This is a genomic window from Nocardia exalbida NBRC 100660 (assembly GCF_000308575.1).
Classification (GTDB): domain Bacteria; phylum Actinomycetota; class Actinomycetes; order Mycobacteriales; family Mycobacteriaceae; genus Nocardia; species Nocardia exalbida.
Genome location: NZ_BAFZ01000163.1, coordinates 21,657 through 37,439, shown reverse-complemented (window position 1 = coordinate 37,439; position 15,783 = coordinate 21,657). Strand labels below are relative to the sequence as shown.

At 67.6% G+C, this 15,783-nt stretch carries 14 protein-coding genes; 10 read left to right on the top strand and 4 right to left on the bottom strand.

Going from position 1 to position 15,783, the window contains the following annotated elements:
• Window positions 1-33 precede the first annotated feature (33 nt).
• Together ON29_RS32030 and ON29_RS32025 are read right to left on the bottom strand one after the other, a co-directional pair.
• Window positions 34-1,188 (bottom strand): transcription termination factor Rho, short form, encoded by a 1,155-nt coding sequence (locus ON29_RS32030; RefSeq protein WP_051175841.1) that lies wholly within the window; start codon window positions 1,186-1,188, stop codon window positions 34-36.
• A gap of 563 nt (window positions 1,189-1,751) precedes the next feature.
• Window positions 1,752-2,774 carry an ABC transporter substrate-binding protein gene (locus ON29_RS32025; RefSeq protein ID WP_040871956.1) on the bottom strand — a complete coding sequence of 341 codons (1,023 nt, stop codon included), beginning with the start codon at window positions 2,772-2,774 and terminating at the stop codon, window positions 1,752-1,754.
• Between the two features lie 155 nt (window positions 2,775-2,929).
• Between ON29_RS32025 and ON29_RS32020 the strand changes: the two genes are divergently transcribed.
• The 5 genes from ON29_RS32020 (at window position 2,930) to katG (ending at window position 8,597) form a co-directional block, all read left to right on the top strand.
• Window positions 2,930-3,691, top strand: a complete 762-nt coding sequence (locus ON29_RS32020; RefSeq protein ID WP_040871991.1) for an enoyl-CoA hydratase — start codon at window positions 2,930-2,932, stop codon at window positions 3,689-3,691.
• 313 nt (window positions 3,692-4,004) lie between these two features.
• Entirely contained in the window at window positions 4,005-4,526 is a 522-nt protein-coding gene (locus ON29_RS32015; protein WP_040871955.1) for an SRPBCC family protein, read from the top strand.
• 12 nt (window positions 4,527-4,538) lie between these two features.
• Window positions 4,539-5,708, top strand: a complete 1,170-nt coding sequence (locus ON29_RS32010) for a zinc-dependent alcohol dehydrogenase (RefSeq protein ID WP_040871954.1) — start codon at window positions 4,539-4,541, stop codon at window positions 5,706-5,708.
• A gap of 178 nt (window positions 5,709-5,886) precedes the next feature.
• Window positions 5,887-6,330, top strand: coding sequence for a Fur family transcriptional regulator (locus ON29_RS32005; protein ID WP_040871953.1), 444 nt, complete (start codon window positions 5,887-5,889; stop codon window positions 6,328-6,330).
• Between the two features lie 35 nt (window positions 6,331-6,365).
• Window positions 6,366-8,597, top strand: coding sequence for a catalase/peroxidase HPI (gene katG, locus ON29_RS32000; RefSeq protein ID WP_040871952.1), 2,232 nt, complete (start codon window positions 6,366-6,368; stop codon window positions 8,595-8,597).
• A gap of 78 nt (window positions 8,598-8,675) precedes the next feature.
• Here the strand turns inward: katG and phoU are convergent, their stop codons facing one another.
• Window positions 8,676-9,341 carry a phosphate signaling complex protein PhoU gene (phoU, locus tag ON29_RS31995; RefSeq protein WP_040871951.1) on the bottom strand — a complete coding sequence of 222 codons (666 nt, stop codon included), beginning with the start codon at window positions 9,339-9,341 and terminating at the stop codon, window positions 8,676-8,678.
• 206 nt (window positions 9,342-9,547) lie between these two features.
• Complete coding sequence (locus ON29_RS31990; protein ID WP_040871950.1) at window positions 9,548-9,967, bottom strand: DoxX family protein; 420 nt, start codon at window positions 9,965-9,967, stop codon at window positions 9,548-9,550.
• A 345-nt stretch (window positions 9,968-10,312) separates the two neighbouring features.
• Between ON29_RS31990 and ON29_RS31985 the strand changes: the two genes are divergently transcribed.
• The 5 genes from ON29_RS31985 (at window position 10,313) to ON29_RS31965 (ending at window position 15,753) form a co-directional block, all read left to right on the top strand.
• Complete coding sequence (locus ON29_RS31985) at window positions 10,313-11,188, top strand: MBL fold metallo-hydrolase (protein ID WP_083864220.1); 876 nt, start codon at window positions 10,313-10,315, stop codon at window positions 11,186-11,188.
• A 1,121-nt stretch (window positions 11,189-12,309) separates the two neighbouring features.
• Window positions 12,310-12,894 carry a nuclear transport factor 2 family protein gene (locus tag ON29_RS31980; protein WP_157172983.1) on the top strand — a complete coding sequence of 195 codons (585 nt, stop codon included), beginning with the start codon at window positions 12,310-12,312 and terminating at the stop codon, window positions 12,892-12,894.
• A 130-nt stretch (window positions 12,895-13,024) separates the two neighbouring features.
• Window positions 13,025-13,885, top strand: a complete 861-nt coding sequence (locus tag ON29_RS31975; protein WP_245549284.1) for a helix-turn-helix domain-containing protein — start codon at window positions 13,025-13,027, stop codon at window positions 13,883-13,885.
• 454 nt (window positions 13,886-14,339) lie between these two features.
• Entirely contained in the window at window positions 14,340-14,606 is a 267-nt protein-coding gene (locus ON29_RS31970; RefSeq protein WP_040871948.1) for a hypothetical protein, read from the top strand.
• A gap of 124 nt (window positions 14,607-14,730) precedes the next feature.
• Window positions 14,731-15,753, top strand: a complete 1,023-nt coding sequence (locus tag ON29_RS31965) for an Acg family FMN-binding oxidoreductase (protein WP_051175838.1) — start codon at window positions 14,731-14,733, stop codon at window positions 15,751-15,753.
• Window positions 15,754-15,783: the final 30 nt, after the last annotated feature.

The window sequence follows — 15,783 nt, the reverse complement described above, 5'->3', positions numbered from 1 at the left end:
CCTGCGAGGCATCTCGTCGAACAGCGCATCGTCTCAGCCCGCGTTGCGGATCTGGGTCAGGAATTCCGGATTGGTCTCGGTTTGCCTCATGCCGGTCAGCAGCAGTTCGAGCGCTTGCTGCGGGTCGCGGCCCGACAGGGTCTTGCGGAGGGATCGAGTGGCGGCGAGCTCATCGGCGGTGAGCAGCAGTTCCTCTTTGCGGGTACTCGACCGGTCGATGTCGATCGCGGGGAACAGGCGGCGGTCGGCGAGGTGCCGATCGAGCTTCAGTTCGGCGTTTCCGGTGCCCTTGTACTCCTCGAAGATCACGGTGTCGGCCAGCGAGCCGGTCTCGACCAGCGCGGTGGCGATGATGGTGAGCGAGCCGCCGTTCTCGATATTGCGGGCGGCGCCGAGGAATCTCTTCGGTGGCGCGAGCGCCCCGGCGTCGACGCCACCGGAGAGGATCCGGCCGGACCCGGCGGCCGCCAGGTTGTAGGCACGGGCCAGCCGGGTCAGCGAGTCCAGCAGCACGACCACGTCGCGGCCCATTTCGACGAGACGTTTGGCGCGTTCGATGGCCAATTCGGCGAGCGCGATGTGTTCGCGGGCAGGCTGGTCGAAGGTCGCGGCGGCGACCTCGGCCGGCACCGCGCGGGACAGGTCGGTCACCTCTTCCGGGCGTTCCCCGACCAGCACCAGCATCATGTGGCACTCGGGATGATTCTTGGCGATGCCGTGCGCGATGGATTGCAACGCGGACGTCTTGCCCGCCTTGGGCGGTGCGACGACCATCGCGCGCTGGCCCTTGCCGATCGGCATCACCAGATCGGTGACGCGAGTGGTCAGCTCGTGCGGCTCGGTCTCCAGCCGTATGCGGTCCTGCGGATAGATGGGGACCAAGTCGGCGAAGTGCGGTCGCGACCCGGCATTGCCCGGAGGCAGGCCGTTGACGCTGCCGACTGCGACCAGCGGTGCGAGTTTCGTGCCTTCCCGCTTGGATCCGACTGTGCCGGTGACGATATCGCCGCGGCGAAGGCCGTACTCGCGGATCGAGCGCGCGGGCACATGAGCATCGTGCGGTCCGGGCAGGTAGCCCTCGACGTGCAGCGAGGCATGGTTGTCGGTGACATCGAGGATGCCCGTGACCGATGTCGTGCGGTTCTCTCCGGTTGCGTTGTCTTGTCTGCGAATATCGTTGTGCTGCATGGATTTACTCCTGGTGAGTTGTGGACGCGGCGGATCGCCATGAATGCCGCCTGCTGGGAATGACGCTCGCTGCGGCGCCGGTGTGCTGTGGCCGGAGCCATCCGGTCCGAGCGCGGTGCCGTGGGCACGGCATGCGAGACCGCCGTGGCGAATGTGGACTCTTGTGGGAGGGAACTGTCACCTACATCCACAAGATGGAGACTGCATCAACAGTAGCGGCACCAGTGGCAACACGCAATGGCGCCCGATTGTTCCAATGGTCGATCGGATGACCGTCACCATGATCGAACCGGTCCGACGCATGTCGCTCGGCAGGCGATATCGGGCATACGTCGGATTGCGGTTCGGCGTCCCCACCAGGAGGTTTGCGCTTTGTCCGGTTGAGATTCGGTCCTGCGGTGGTGTGCGGCGTTCTTCGGACGCTCGGCGGACGAGGAGCATCTGTGGCAGGTCGAATACCTGTGCGGCGATACGAAATACGCGAGACGAGGCTCGGCTCCGCATCGAAAAATCCGACAGGTCGGGCTCTCGCGGCACAGCGGGAGCCCGACCTGTCTCGCGCACTACTTCGGCGCGTACGGGTTGTATTGGTTGGTGTAGAACTTCGAAGGATCGAACGAACCGTTGATCGCGCCGGTATCTCGCAGCCAAGCCTCCCAGCGCACAAAGTCGGCGTCGGTGATGACGCCGCTGGCGGCGGGCACCCCGACCGACAACCAGTACTTCACCGACGAGGCGTCCTCCCCCGATCGCTTCCGCTTCTCGATGATCTCGGTGAACTCCGCGATCACCTGCTCGCGCGGGGTCGTCTTCTGCCATTCGATGGCTTTGGCGACACCGTCGACGAATGCCCGGACACTGTCGGGATTCTTGGCGATGAAGTCGTTGCGGAAAACGTACTGACCGCCGTTGAACGGACCGAATTCCTCGTAGTCGGTGAACACCGGACGGAGTCCGCCGTTGGCGATCGCCCGCTGCTGGAACTGCCCGCTCAACGCGGCGACGTCGACCTGCCCGCGCCGAACGGCGTCCTCGGTGTTCGGCGGGGGCAACACCACCAGTTGAACCGACTTGATCTGTTGGTCGTCGAAACCGACCTTCTTCAACGCGGTGTGGATATCCGCCTCGGACTGGCCGCCCAGCGTATTCACTCCGATCTTCTTGTCCAGCAGATCTTTCGGAGTCTTGATCGGGCTGTTCTCGGGAACATAGAATCCGGTGAACGTCTTCTCGTCGGAACCGTAGTAGTTCACCACGGCCGTAATCGGCGCGCCGCCCTGCGCCAGCTTGGCCACCGCGCCCCCGAACGCACCGCCGAAGTCGACCTGACCGGTCGCCGCCGATTGGATGTCCTGCGGACCGCTGATGGTATTGCCTTGCCACTCGAGCTTCACTTTGCCGTCGAAGAAGCCGAGATCTTCCGCGAGTTCCGGAATGACGACTTGAGACGCCCAGCCTTGATAACGCAGGACCGGCACACCGCCGGACGTACGGACCTCCCCGCCGCCGCACGCGGTCAGCAGCATCGCCACCGTCGCGGCGACTATCGCGCCGATCAGAAACCTGCTGTGCGCTCTCACGCTCATACTCTCCTCGCTAGCAGCAACGCACTGACGCGTCGCAGTCCAGCGATCGTTGAGCACGGGCGATCTCGCGTCCATGATTGTCTTCGGAGCGATTCGAAAGCGGCGATCATCACGTGCGTGTCCACCGGCCGCGCCCGGGCGCCTACGATCCGGTCATGGCGGAGATCAGCACACAGCGGCGGGACAAGGTAGCGGTCATCACCGTGCACGACCCGGATCGGCGGAACGCGTTGACACCGGAACTGTCCGGACAACTGGCCGCCGCGGTGGCCGAGGCCGAGCGCGATACCGGCGTGCACGCGGTGGTCGTCACCGGAACCCCGCCTGCGTTCTGCGCGGGCGCCGATCTCAGCGCGCTCGGCGAGGCCCGCGAGCAGGGACTGCGGGTGATCTACGACGGATTCCTCGCGGTCGCGCGGTGCGCACTGCCGACCATCGCGGCGGTCGGCGGCGCGGCCGTCGGCGCGGGACTCAACTTGGCGCTGGCCGCCGACCTGCGGATCGCCGGCCCCCGCGCCCGGTTCGACGCCCGGTTCCTGCGGCTCGGCATTCATCCGGGTGGCGGGATGACCTGGATGCTGCAACGCGCCGTCGGGCCGCAGCGGGCTGCCGCGATGACGCTGTTCGGGGAGATTCTCGACGCCGAGGCCGCCCGCGACGCCGGTTTGGCGCACCGGGTGATCGACGGTGACCACGACGCGCTGCTGGCCGGCGCCGTCGAGTTCGCCGCGGCCGCGGCCGACGCGCCACGCGACCTGCTCATCACCACCAAGCGCACCATGCGCCACACCGCGAATCTCGCCGCTCACGCCGACGCGGTCGACGCCGAGATCGTGCCGCAGGTGGCCTCGCTCGAATCCCCCGAATTCGCCGCGCGGCTGGCGGCGAAGAAGGCCGAGATCGGCCGATCGAGATGATCCGAGGGCGCTCGTGCGGCAGGGGCCGGCCGCCGGGCGCAACCCTGGTCGGCGGCCGGACAGCCGAGGAAGGTGACCTCCGGTCCCGCTGACCTTGTCGGACTCGCTGACCTTGTCGGATTCGAGCGACAACGGCGAATCCGGTTTGGGGTATCCGGCGGCGGGTAGCCGCTTCGAGACCGCATAGGACATGCGCGGCAGTTCTTGCTCCGCGTCCTCTGCGACCGGCGATTCGTGCCGCTGACCCATAGGGCACGGTGCTTCTCGTGCGCGTCGAAGTGTCGGGCGACTACGGAGAGCAACAGGAGGCCCCATGCACTACATCGATGACACCAAACATTTGCTGAGCGACCTGGTGGGTTGGCTGATCGAGTCGGCGAGCAGCTATTCGAGCAGCCAAACCGTGACCATCGCGCGCCCGCGAGCCGAAGTCGAGCGGTTCTGGCGCGACCCGGCGAACCTGTCGGAGGTGCTGGGCGATATCGCCGAGGCCAGCTCGCCCGAACCGTCGACCTACGAGTGGACGTTGCACTCCGGCGCCGACGGGCGCACGACCTGGAAGACCACCCTGCGCGAGGAGGACGGGCACCTGCGGTTCGTCGGCTCCGACGACGAGGACAGCGCCTCGGCCCGTGGCCTCGAGGTCGACCTCGGCTTCCGGGACGCACCGCGCAACCTTGGCACCGAAGTGACCATGCGGGCGCGGACCCCACTGCCCGACCTGCTCACCGGCGCGGCCATGTTCACCGCCCTCTATCGAGCCCGAGCCCGGCTGCAAACCGGCGAAATGCCCACCCTCGCCCACAATCCGAGCGCTCGCTCGTCAGCTCGGTGAACAGGAGGAGACATGCGTGCGCTCTGCTGGAACGGCGTCGACGATCTCGCCGTGGAAACCGTGCCCGACCCGACGCTGGTCAATCCGCATGACGTCATCGTGCAGGTGCGGCTGACCACCACCTGCGGCTCCGACCTGCATTTCATCGACGGATATCTGCCCGGCATGCGGGAAGGTGACGTTTTCGGGCACGAATTCATGGGCGAAGTCGTCGAAATCGGGGCCGAGGTCGGCTCGACAAAGGTGGGCGACCGCGTCGTCGTCCCGTCCTTCATCGGGTGCGCATCGTGCTGGTATTGCGACCACGAACTGTATTCGATGTGCGACACCACCAATCCGAACGCCGCGCTGCAACAACCACTGCTCGGCTATCCGACCGGTGGAATCTACGGCTACACCCACCCCTTCGGCGGCTATCAGGGGTCCCACGCGGAATATGTCCGCGTCCCCTTCGGCGACGTCAACTGCTTCCGGATACCGGAGGGCATCACCGACGAACAGGCATTGTTCCTCTCCGATGCCGTACCGACGGGCCTGATGGGCGCCGAATTCTGCAATATCCACCCTGGTGACACCGTGGCGGTGTGGGGCAGCGGCGGGGTCGGATTGATGGCCGGGCACACCGCCCGCCTGCTCGACGCCGACCGGATTTTCGTCATCGACCGCTTTCCCGAGCGGCTGCGCGTGGCGAGGGAGCAGTTCGGCGCGGAGACCATCGACTACACCGCCGTCGACAGCGTCCAGGAGACGCTGCGCGAGAGCACCGGTGGCCGCGGCCCGGATGCCTGCATCGACGCCGTCGGAATGGAAGGACACGGCACCGGATTCCAGCAGATCTACGACAAGGCCAAACAACTCCTGCGGCTGGAATCCGATCGCGCGACACCGCTGCGAGAAGCGATTCTCGCGTGCCGGAAAGGCGGCGTGGTCGCGGTGCTCGGCGTCTACGGCCTCACCGACAAGTTCCCCATGGGCGTGGTGACGAACAAAGGCCTCACCATTCGCACCGCACAGCAGTTCGGGCAGCGGTATGTGCCCCGGATGTTCGATTACATCCAGCAGGGTGACATGGACCCGTCCTATTTGATCACCCACGACATGCCACTCGACGACGCGGTGTACGGCTACGACATCTTCAAGCACAAGAAGGAAGGGTGCATCCGATCCGTCTTCCGGCCTTGATGCCGGATTTCCGAAGGACTGGGTGACCCTGCGGGGCGGCCGGGAACGTCGAGGGTTGCACCGCCCCACCCGCGCCACTGAGTCGGCTACCAGGCCGGAAGCGCCGATCTCGATTGGGAGAGCGCGACTTTCGGACAAACTCTTGACTCGTTCCAGAAAGCGGACGAGACTTCCGTGCATGCCAACGGCCTCGGAATTCCAGCAGCTGCTGCGAGGAGTTTCGCTGCGTGTGACCCGCCCCCGGGTCGCGGTGCTCAGCGCGGTGCACGACCATCCGCACGCCGACACGGAGTCGATCATCCGTGCCGTTCGATCCGCGCTGCCCGAGGTATCCCATCAAACGGTGTACGACTCGTTGAACGCGCTCACCGCCACCGGCTTGGTGCGGCGTATTCAGCCCTCCGGGTCCGTCGCGCGCTACGAGTCGCGGGTCGGCGACAATCACCACCACGTCGTATGCCGGGCGTGCGGGGTGATCGCCGATGTCGACTGCGCCATCGGTGATGCGCCGTGTCTGACCGCGTCCGATGACAGCGGGTTCTCGATCGATGAGGCCGAAGTCATCTACTGGGGCCTGTGTCCCGATTGTGTGGAAACACAGGCTTCCCGATCACATCCGTGATCGCAGCCCACATCACTCATTCAGGAAGGAATGCTGTGTCATCCGATAGCCGCCCGCCCAATCCTGACACCGAAACTCACAGCGCGAGCGAAAGTGAGAACCCGGCGATCCCGTCGCCCACCGCGAAGACGGATCATCGCCCCCGCAGCAACAAGGACTGGTGGCCGGAGCAGATCGATGTCTCGGTGCTGCACGCCCATTCGTCCAAATCCAACCCCCTCGGTGAGAACTTCGACTACGCCGCGGAGTTCGCGAAACTCGACGTCGATGCCCTCAAGGCCGACGTCGCCGCGGTCCTGACCGATTCGAAGGACTGGTGGCCTGCCGATTACGGCAACTACGGCGGCCTGTTCATCCGGATGAGCTGGCACGCCGCGGGTACCTACCGCATCGCCGACGGTCGCGGCGGCGGCGGTCAGGGCGCGCAGCGCTTCGCCCCGCTCAACAGCTGGCCGGACAACGCCAATCTGGACAAGGCCCGCCGGCTGCTGTGGCCGGTCAAGCAGAAGTACGGCAACAAGATCTCCTGGGCCGACCTGCTCGTCTTCGCAGGAAACGTGGCCTTGGAGTCGATGGGCTTCCAGACCTTCGGTTTCGGCTTCGGCCGCCCGGACATCTGGGAACCGGAAGAGGTCTTCTGGGGCCCGGAGGACACCTGGCTCGGCGACGAGCGCTACAGCGGCGACCGTGAACTGGCCGGCCCGCTCGGCGCCGTCCAGATGGGCCTGATCTACGTGAACCCGGAAGGCCCCAACGGTCAGCCGGATCCGGTGGCCGCCGCGCGGGACATCCGGGAGACGTTCGGCCGCATGGCGATGAACGACGAGGAGACCGCCGCACTGATCGTCGGCGGCCACAGCTTCGGCAAGACCCACGGCGCCGGGGACGCCGGCCTGGTCGGCGCCGAGCCCGAAGGCGCCCCGATCGAGCAGCAGGGCCTGGGCTGGAAGAGCGCCTACGGCACGGGCAAGGGCAAGGACGCCATCACCAGCGGCCTGGAGGTCGTCTGGACGTCCACCCCGACCCGGTGGGGCAACGGCTTCCTGCAGAACCTGTACGGCTACGAGTGGGAGCTGACCAAGAGCCCCGCCGGAGCCTGGCAGTGGAAGCCGAAGGACGGCGCGGGCGAGGGCGCCATTCCGGATCCGTTCGACGGCCCCGCGCGTACCCCGACGATGCTGACCACCGACCTCGCGCTGCGGGAAGACCCGATCTACGGCGAGATCACCCGTCGCTGGCTGGAGCACCCCGAAGAGCTGGCCGAGGCGTTCGCCAAGGCGTGGTACAAGCTGCTGCACCGCGATATGGGACCGATCAGCCGCTACCTCGGGCCGTGGGTTCCGGAGCCGCAGCTGTGGCAGGACCCGGTTCCCGCCGTCGATCACGAACTGATCGACGAGCAGGACATCGCGGCCCTCAAGAGCAAGGTCCTCGAGTCCGGCCTGTCGGTAGCGCAACTGGTCAAGACGGCCTGGGCGTCGGCGGCCAGCTACCGCAGCACCGACAAGCGCGGCGGCGCCAACGGTGCCCGGATTCGTCTCGAGCCGCAGAAGAACTGGGCGGTCAACGAGCCGGACGAGCTGGCCAAGGTTCTCCCGGTGCTCGAGCAGATCCAGCAGGACTTCAACGGTTCCGCCTCCGGCGGCAAGAAGGTCTCGCTGGCCGACCTGATCATCCTGGCCGGGTCCGCGGCGATCGAGAAGGCCGCGAAGGACGCCGGGCACGACGTCACCGTGCCGTTCACCCCCGGGCGGACGGACGCGACCCAGGAGAACACCGATGTCGAGTCGTTCGCGGTGCTGGAACCGCGGGCCGACGGATTCCGCAATTACGTGCGCAGCGGCGAGAAGGCTCCGCTGGAGCGCCTGCTGCTCGACCGGGCCTACATGCTGGACGTCACCGCTCCTGAGCTCACGGTGCTCATCGGCGGCCTGCGGGCCTTGGGCGCCAACTACGGCGGCACCGACCACGGTGTGTTCACCGACCGGCCGGGCGTGCTGACGAACGACTTCTTCGTCAACCTGCTCGACCAGGACACCGAGTGGAAGGCGTCCGAGTCGGCGGAGAACGTCTACGAAGGCTTCGACCGGTCCTCCGGTGCGGCCAAGTGGACGGCCACCGCCAACGACCTCGTCTTCGGGTCGCACTCGGTGCTGCGCGCACTGGCCGAGGTGTACGCGCAGGACGACGCCGGGCCGAAGTTCGTGAACGACTTCGTCGCCGCGTGGGTCAAGGTGGTCGAGAACGATCGGTTCGACCTCGCCTGATCCGTCCGGGCGGATTCCAGGCCGGCCCTTCGGGGCCGGCCTGGATTCTCAAGTCATGATGTCGCGTGCCGCCCGGATCTAGCCGGGCTGCAGAGCCGTGTCGTCGGGCCGGCGCCCGGTGGTCATGTACAGGGTGCGGCGACCGACCTCGACGGCATGGTCGGCGAAGCGTTCGTAGTAGCGGCCCAGCAGGGTGACATCGACCGCGGCGGCGGTGCCGTTGTCCCAGCCCTCGGCGAGGATCGCGGCGAGCAGATCGCGGTGCAGGTCGTCCATGGTGTCGTCGCGGGCGTCGAGATCAGCGGCGTCGCCGGGGTCGGCGGTGGTCAGTACGGCGACCGCGGCGTCAGCGAGGTCGACCGCCGTCTCACCCATGTGACTCACCAGGTTGCGCACCGGTGCGGGGACGGCGTCGGCGGGATGCCTGCGCCTCGCGGTCCGGGCGATGTGCTCGGTCAGGGCGCTCATCCGGGTGAGGTCGTCGACCAACTGCAGCGCGGTCACCACTCGCCGCAGTTCTCCCGCCACCGGCGCCTCGAGCGCCAGAAGCGTAACCGCGGCGTGTTCGGTGTCCTCGCGCATCGCCACGGTTTCGGCGCAGTAGTCGATGGTGCGCTCGGCCAGCTCCAGATCCGCGCCGAGCAGCGCGTCGGTCGCCATCGCGATCGCTTCCCGATTGCGCGCGCACATCACTCGTAATTGACCGGCGAGTTGCTCGAGGTGATCGTGATAGCGGGTGCGCACTACTCCATCATCGCGCGTATCCCACTCGTGCGCTGCAGGCTCGCGGCGTCAGCCCGGTACAGGTCGCTTCCCTGCTCTGGCGCACGGGTCACCAGATCGTCCGGGCAAATGCTCCACGGACAAGCCCGCGCGGTGCCGCGCGGTCGGCACACCGCCGTGAGTCGGCCGCTCCCGCCACGGCGGACAGGGTCTGCCGCGAGACCCGGTCAGCGCTGCGCGTGGCCTGCTCGTCGCACCTTCCTGGCGGCGAGCACCAGCGGGATTTGCAGCGGAAGCCGCACCAGGGCAACCGCTTTCACGGGCGCCGGGATCCGATCGTTGCGCAGCCAGTCGATCGCCATCTGAATGTTGGCCGGGTACACCGCCAGGAACAACCAGGCGGCCCATCGCCCACCCCACCGCCGCGTCCGCGGCGTGACGAGCGCGGCGGCCACGACGAGTTCGACGACGCCGGAGCCGTGGGTGTACAGGCGGGCCCGGCCGGGCAGCTGTGCGGGGATCACCGAATCGAACGGCTGTGGCGCGAGGAAGTGCAGTATCCCCACGCCGAACAGGAGCGCGGCCAGTCGCCGCGCCGTCGATGCCGCCGCGCGTTCGCTCGCGTCGGCATGTTCCACTGATGCCATCACCTCTCGCCTTCCGGCAACCAAACGGCATGCCCACCTAGACAGATGGAAACTCTAGTAACTTAATTACCTGCCGACTCTAGCGGCCCAGGTGTAAGTGTTCGACAAAACCTCGGATTTCAAAACTAATCTGCCACTCTATCCCGCCATGCGGACGATCGCGATCCGCTCGAGCAGACGAGAACAACAGTTCACATAGTGCGGTGCGCGAGTAGGCTGTCGTCGGACATGTCGCTGCCGGTCGGGCGGGAAGGGGCGGGTGTGGGATTGCCATCAGCCGGACCGTTGACGGCGCGCACCGGCGCTGCTCGAACGTGGTGGTCGTGTTGTGCCGCCGGGATGTCGATGCCGTGGCGCACGGTGTTCCCCCGCCGCCCCGACGCGGAGTTGCTGGGCTCGATCACGAACGCGGGACTGCCCCCGGCACGGGCCACAGTTCGTTTGACCGCGCTCGTCCATGGTGTGCGCCCCGCCCCGGCCTACGGGGTGATCGAAGGAGCGCTGCGGCCGCCCACGGTAGCGATCGCGATGACCAGTTTCCTCGTCGAACACCCGGAAGCTCGTTTCGTGGTCGATCCGGCGATGTGCGCCGACGTGCACACCCGGGTCCTGCCGCTGCTGCGCCGCCCCTATCGCGGGCTCGTCGCGCCGAGGAAACCGCTTGTCGGATTGGGCGATTCGCTGGCGATGTCGGCGGTCCCCGTCGACGCGGTCGACTTCGCGATCGCGACGCATATTCACTGGGACCACGTGGCCGGGCTGCTCGATCTACCGGCGTCACTCGCCCTGTGGGCATCCTCGGCTGAACTGTCGTGGGCGACGAACCCTACGACGGCCCCGATGGGAGTCACCGAGCCGCTCGGCTCACGACCCACCCCGCCCTTCGACCTCGACGGACCCCCGATTCTGACCTTTTCTCGCAGCCACGATTTCTTCGGCGACGGCTCGGTCCTGGCGGTGGATCTCTCCGGCCACACCCCGGGCAGCATCGGGCTCGTTCTCGCCGTACCGGACGGCGGCACCGTGCTGCTGGCCGGTGACGCCGTCTGGCGCCGCGAGCAGATCGCCCTGCTCCGCGAAAGGCCCCCGCTGCCGGGCCTTCTCGTCGACCATGATCGATCCGCCGCCTTCGCCGCCATCCACCGCCTGCACCGGATGCCCGCCGGCATCGAGGTCATTCCCGCCCACGACCACGCGGCGGCGAAAAGATGGGCGCCGTGAGAGACCCTGGCACGGGGCCACATTCCCCACGCCCGGTCGGCTGGTGAACGACTCGGAGCCGAGCCGACCCCAGGCCGCATACGCGGCCGAGACCGGATAGACCAGGTTCAGCACGCCCGATGCCGGACAGCGCCGGCCGCCCAGGGACCTCGGTCATCTTCTGAAGCGGATGGCGAGGGCGGGAAGTTTGGACGCGGCCAGCAGGGCACGGAACTGCCACCCACTCACCAGCCACTACGCCATATTCGCCCGAAATCAGGCAATACTACGGCGACCCCCTGTTATCGCAGGTGGGGGTGCGAACGCTCGGCTCGACCGACAGGGCTGGACTTCCGGAAGCTCCTGGAACGCCCCCAGTTCGCGGACACGCGACCCATTCGACGACGTACCCACCCGGTAGCGCGACCGAGACGATTTCTGGCTGCAGCTAGCGGCTGTGGACCGGCTCGCCGGGCTGCCCGGCCGCGGCGTTGTCCAATAGGAATGTCCGGGTGTCGGCAGCCGAGATCGGCACACCTTTGCGGCGCCTACGACGCCCCACGCCCCGTGTGCCACCGCGGCGTCGACGGCCACGCCCGCGCGGCGGACTCGGTGGTTTCGAGACGATCGCCGGCGAGGTGTAGCCCGAGGCAGCGCAGCGAGCCGCATCGACGAAACGATAAGCACGAGCGCCGCAAGAGGTTTCGCTTCCCTTGACCGTGACGGTCCACCTCGCTATTTTTATATCACATATTCGGCAAAGAATATCGACTATGCGATAAATGCTTGTGTACGTGATTCGCTGCGGTGTGGTGAGGAGGGTGATGGACGCGTTCTGCGGCGGTGTACAGTCCGCCGCCCCCGATTGCGGACACGGCGCGAGCGCGCACCGGCAATCGTGGGCCGCGCGGGTACCCCGGCGCGGTTAACAAGAGCACGACCAACTCCCGACACCGATCGACGGATCGGGGTCGCCCAAGGCGCTTGGGCGAATGAAGTCGTGCGGACTACCGCCGATTCGGGCCGGCCATCGCTCATACGTGGTTCGAGATATCCAATCGTGGAGGAGAACAGATATGTCGTCAGAAGAACATCGCCGGTTCCCGGCCGTGTCAGGCCCACCGCGGGTGGTATGCGCCACGGTGGCGGTGGGCGCCGCGGCGCTGCTCGCCGTGGGCGGCATCGGGGCGGCCGCCGCCGAGCCCGCGCCGCCGACGAGAGTACCGGGGGCCTTCTCTGTGACCAATGCGGCCGCCGACACCCAGGCGGTCGAACAGCTCAAGGCGGACTACTGCCAGAACATCGACGCCAAGAACTGGGACGGGCTGCGTGCGTTGCTGGCCGAGGACGTCGTGGTCGACACCACCGGTAGTGCTGGCCCGATCATCGTCGGCAGGGACAACTTCGTCGGATTCCTGAAACTGACCCTCGGGTCCGCCCAGACTCACCACCAGGTATTCGATCCGCAGATCACGCTGACCTCAGCGACCACGGCCGAGGTCGGGTGGCGCATGGAGGATGTGCTGATCTTCGGCGACGCCGTCGGAGTCCATGGCTACGGCCATTACACCGACCGCTACACCAAGGTCGGGGGCAAGTGGGTGATCTCCTACTCCAAGCTCACGCGCACGCGGCTGGACCTGATCAACCCCGACGGCACGGTGATTGAGGTCGATGCCCCGATCGAGAAAGTCGTGGAGAAGGTCCGCGAAGCTCTCGGGATCTGAGAACCCGCTTCTACCTATGCCCGCCATCAGCGCCTGGCTGCGGTGGCGATGTGCATCTCCACCACCTACGGCCCCGGTGACTGGGCACGGTATAAGTACAGGTCGGCACCGGCCGAGGGAAGGAGTCGAGATGGCACGGACGGGTTCGGCGCCCACAGACCGGGTGATCGATGTCGTGGAACTGCTCTCACGCCCGGGCGGGCAGCGGTGGCGCTACAGCGAGATCGCCCGGGAACTGGAGCTCACTCAAGCCACCACCCACGCCATCCTGACGACACTGTGCGAGCGCGGATGGGTGATCAGGGATCCGGCGAGCAAAACATTCGCACTCGGCCCGGGCCTGGCTCCGGTGGCCACGGCGGTGAAGGATCGCCCCTTCTTCGAAGCGGCTCGCATCGCGGTGACCGAGCTGGCGGCGGAGTTCGGCTACGCCGCCTCGGTCGTGGAAAAACTCACCGACGATGCGCTGGTGATCACCGCCTTCGAAGGCGGTGATCGGCTGTGGCCGGGCGGCCGCATCCCGTACGCGCCGCCGTTCGGCGCCTCATTCGCCGCCTGGGACAGCGACGACGGCCGCCGCGCCTGGCTGGCCCGCAGCACCGCCGACAACGCCACCATCGCGCGCATCAGCGACATGCTGACCCGCACCCGCGAGCGCGGTTTTGACGTCGACTGCACCTCTCCGCAGCTAGGCCAGGCCGCCTGGCTCCTGCATACCCTCGACGGCGGCGCGATAGCTCTACCCCTCAACATCCGCGAGACCCTCGATCAGTTGCGTGCGGAGTTCACCACAATCGGGTTCCCCGAGCCGGCCGCAACCGCTGTCGTACAACAGGTCGCCGCGATCGCCGCCCCCGTCCTGGGACCACACCGTCACGCGGCACTGCTGATCGCCGTCCACCCCCTCGTCCCGCTCACCAGCGACCGGATCGAGGCGATCGGGCGCCACGTGGCCCGCAAGGCCGCTGCCATCACCGACCTCGCACGCTGAGCATGCGGGCCGGCAGGCGGCCCTTACGCCGACCCGAGGGGCGGGCGGTGAAGGACGAGTTCGGTGGTTCGGGCGCGGTAGGCGTCGGGGGCGTCGTCCCATGCGGCGAGGGTCGTGGTGACCACTGCTCGTCAACGCCGTCCCGCATACGGTCAACGGCCTGAGTGGAGAACGGTTCCCCACTCCCTTCGCGAACCCGCCCGGCGTCGGTCTCGCCGCGCCGACCGAGAACGTGGCGTGGGGGGCCGTCGGTCTCGTGGTAGGCAGCGCACTGCTGCGCGGAGGGCCCTCGAACGACCGGCGAGAAGGTAGCGGCGGCCGGTGGCGCTGCCGAATCGCCCCGCCACCGCTCGCTGAGGTCGGCCGAGGTCACACCCACATCGGGACGTTCGCCCCACGCTTACGGGCAGCAGTACCCTCCCGCCGGAACCACCGCGGGAACAGACTGTGTGCTATGTCACCCCGGTTCATCCCCCGACCCTCGTCCGGCGGAACCCCGGACCCGGACGCCGCTCCGCTGGCGGTTCCCGCGGTGGTGGTCGCAACGATCATGCTGCTCGCGATGCCGGCCGCGGTCGTGGTGTTGCTGCCCGCATGGGCCCGCGACTACGGCGCGGGCTTGGTGTACCTCGCTGTCCTGATCTACGCCGGTCTCGCGGTCCGCCTGTTGTGGTGGGGCGTGGCGATCCTGCGTACCCGTGTGGCGGAGACCGAGGAGTAGGACGTGAAGGTCACGGCGGTGGGGCCCCGGTCCGCTCCGGTGCCGGACGCGCGGGGACCAAGGACCCTGCGTCCCGGGCGGAACGCCCGTAGTCCGCCGCGGCGATCGCGCGAAGACTCGAAGCATGACCGCGAACGACGAAGCACCCGGCCTCCCGGTACCCGATCATCGGGTGATGCTGGCCGCGCTGCGGCTCGCGACGCGCGCGCCGTCGGTGCACAACACCCAACCATGGCGCTGGATCTTCGACGGCACGCGCCTGCACCTCTACACCGACGCCGACCGGCTACTGCCCTCGACCGATCCGCACGGACGCCAGCTGGTGATCAGCTGCGGAGCCGTGCTGCATCACGCGCGAACCACCTTCGCCGACCGGGGCTGGCACACCGACACGACGCGTGTACCCGACCGGCAGCGACCCGACCACCTGGCGGTGATCGAATTCCAGCCGTGGGCCGACCCGCCCGAGGGAATCCACGGCCGAGCACTCGCCATCGACCGGCGACGCACCGACCGGCTGCCGATGACCGAACCCGACGGCTTCGCCGACGTGCTCCCCCGGCTGCGGATGCTCACCTCCCCGCACGAGGTGGAACTCAGCGTCTTGGACGACAGCGTCCGGCCCCGGCTGGCCGCCGCCTCCGAGCAGGTCGGTGCGCTACGCAGGCACGACTTGCTGTACCAGACCGAATTGGAATGGTGGACAGGGCATTCCGAGAACCCCGAGGGCGTGCCCGCCGCCGCCCTGGTGTCGGACGCGGAATTCGCTCGGGTCGGAGTCGGCCGCGCGTTCCCTCCGGCTACGCAATCGATGCGACGCGCCCGGCAGGAGGATCGCGCGCGGCTGGTGGTGCTCGGCACCGAAGGCGATTCGGTGACGCAGTGGCTGCGCACCGGTGAAGCGTTGTCGGCCGTGCTGCTGGAATGCACCGCCGCGGGGCTGGGGACCTGCGCGCTGACCCACATCACCGAACTGCCGACAACGCGCGGACTGCTCGGCGGTCTGGTCCCGCGCCCGGCCACCCCGCAGGTGCTGATCCGCATCGGAACCGCGCCCGACGACACGGACATGATCCCGCCGACCCCGCGACGACCGGTGACCGACATCTTCACCGTCACCGGTTCGCGCTGGACCCCTGAGACCTAGGTGGCGACATCCGATAACCACGATTCACCC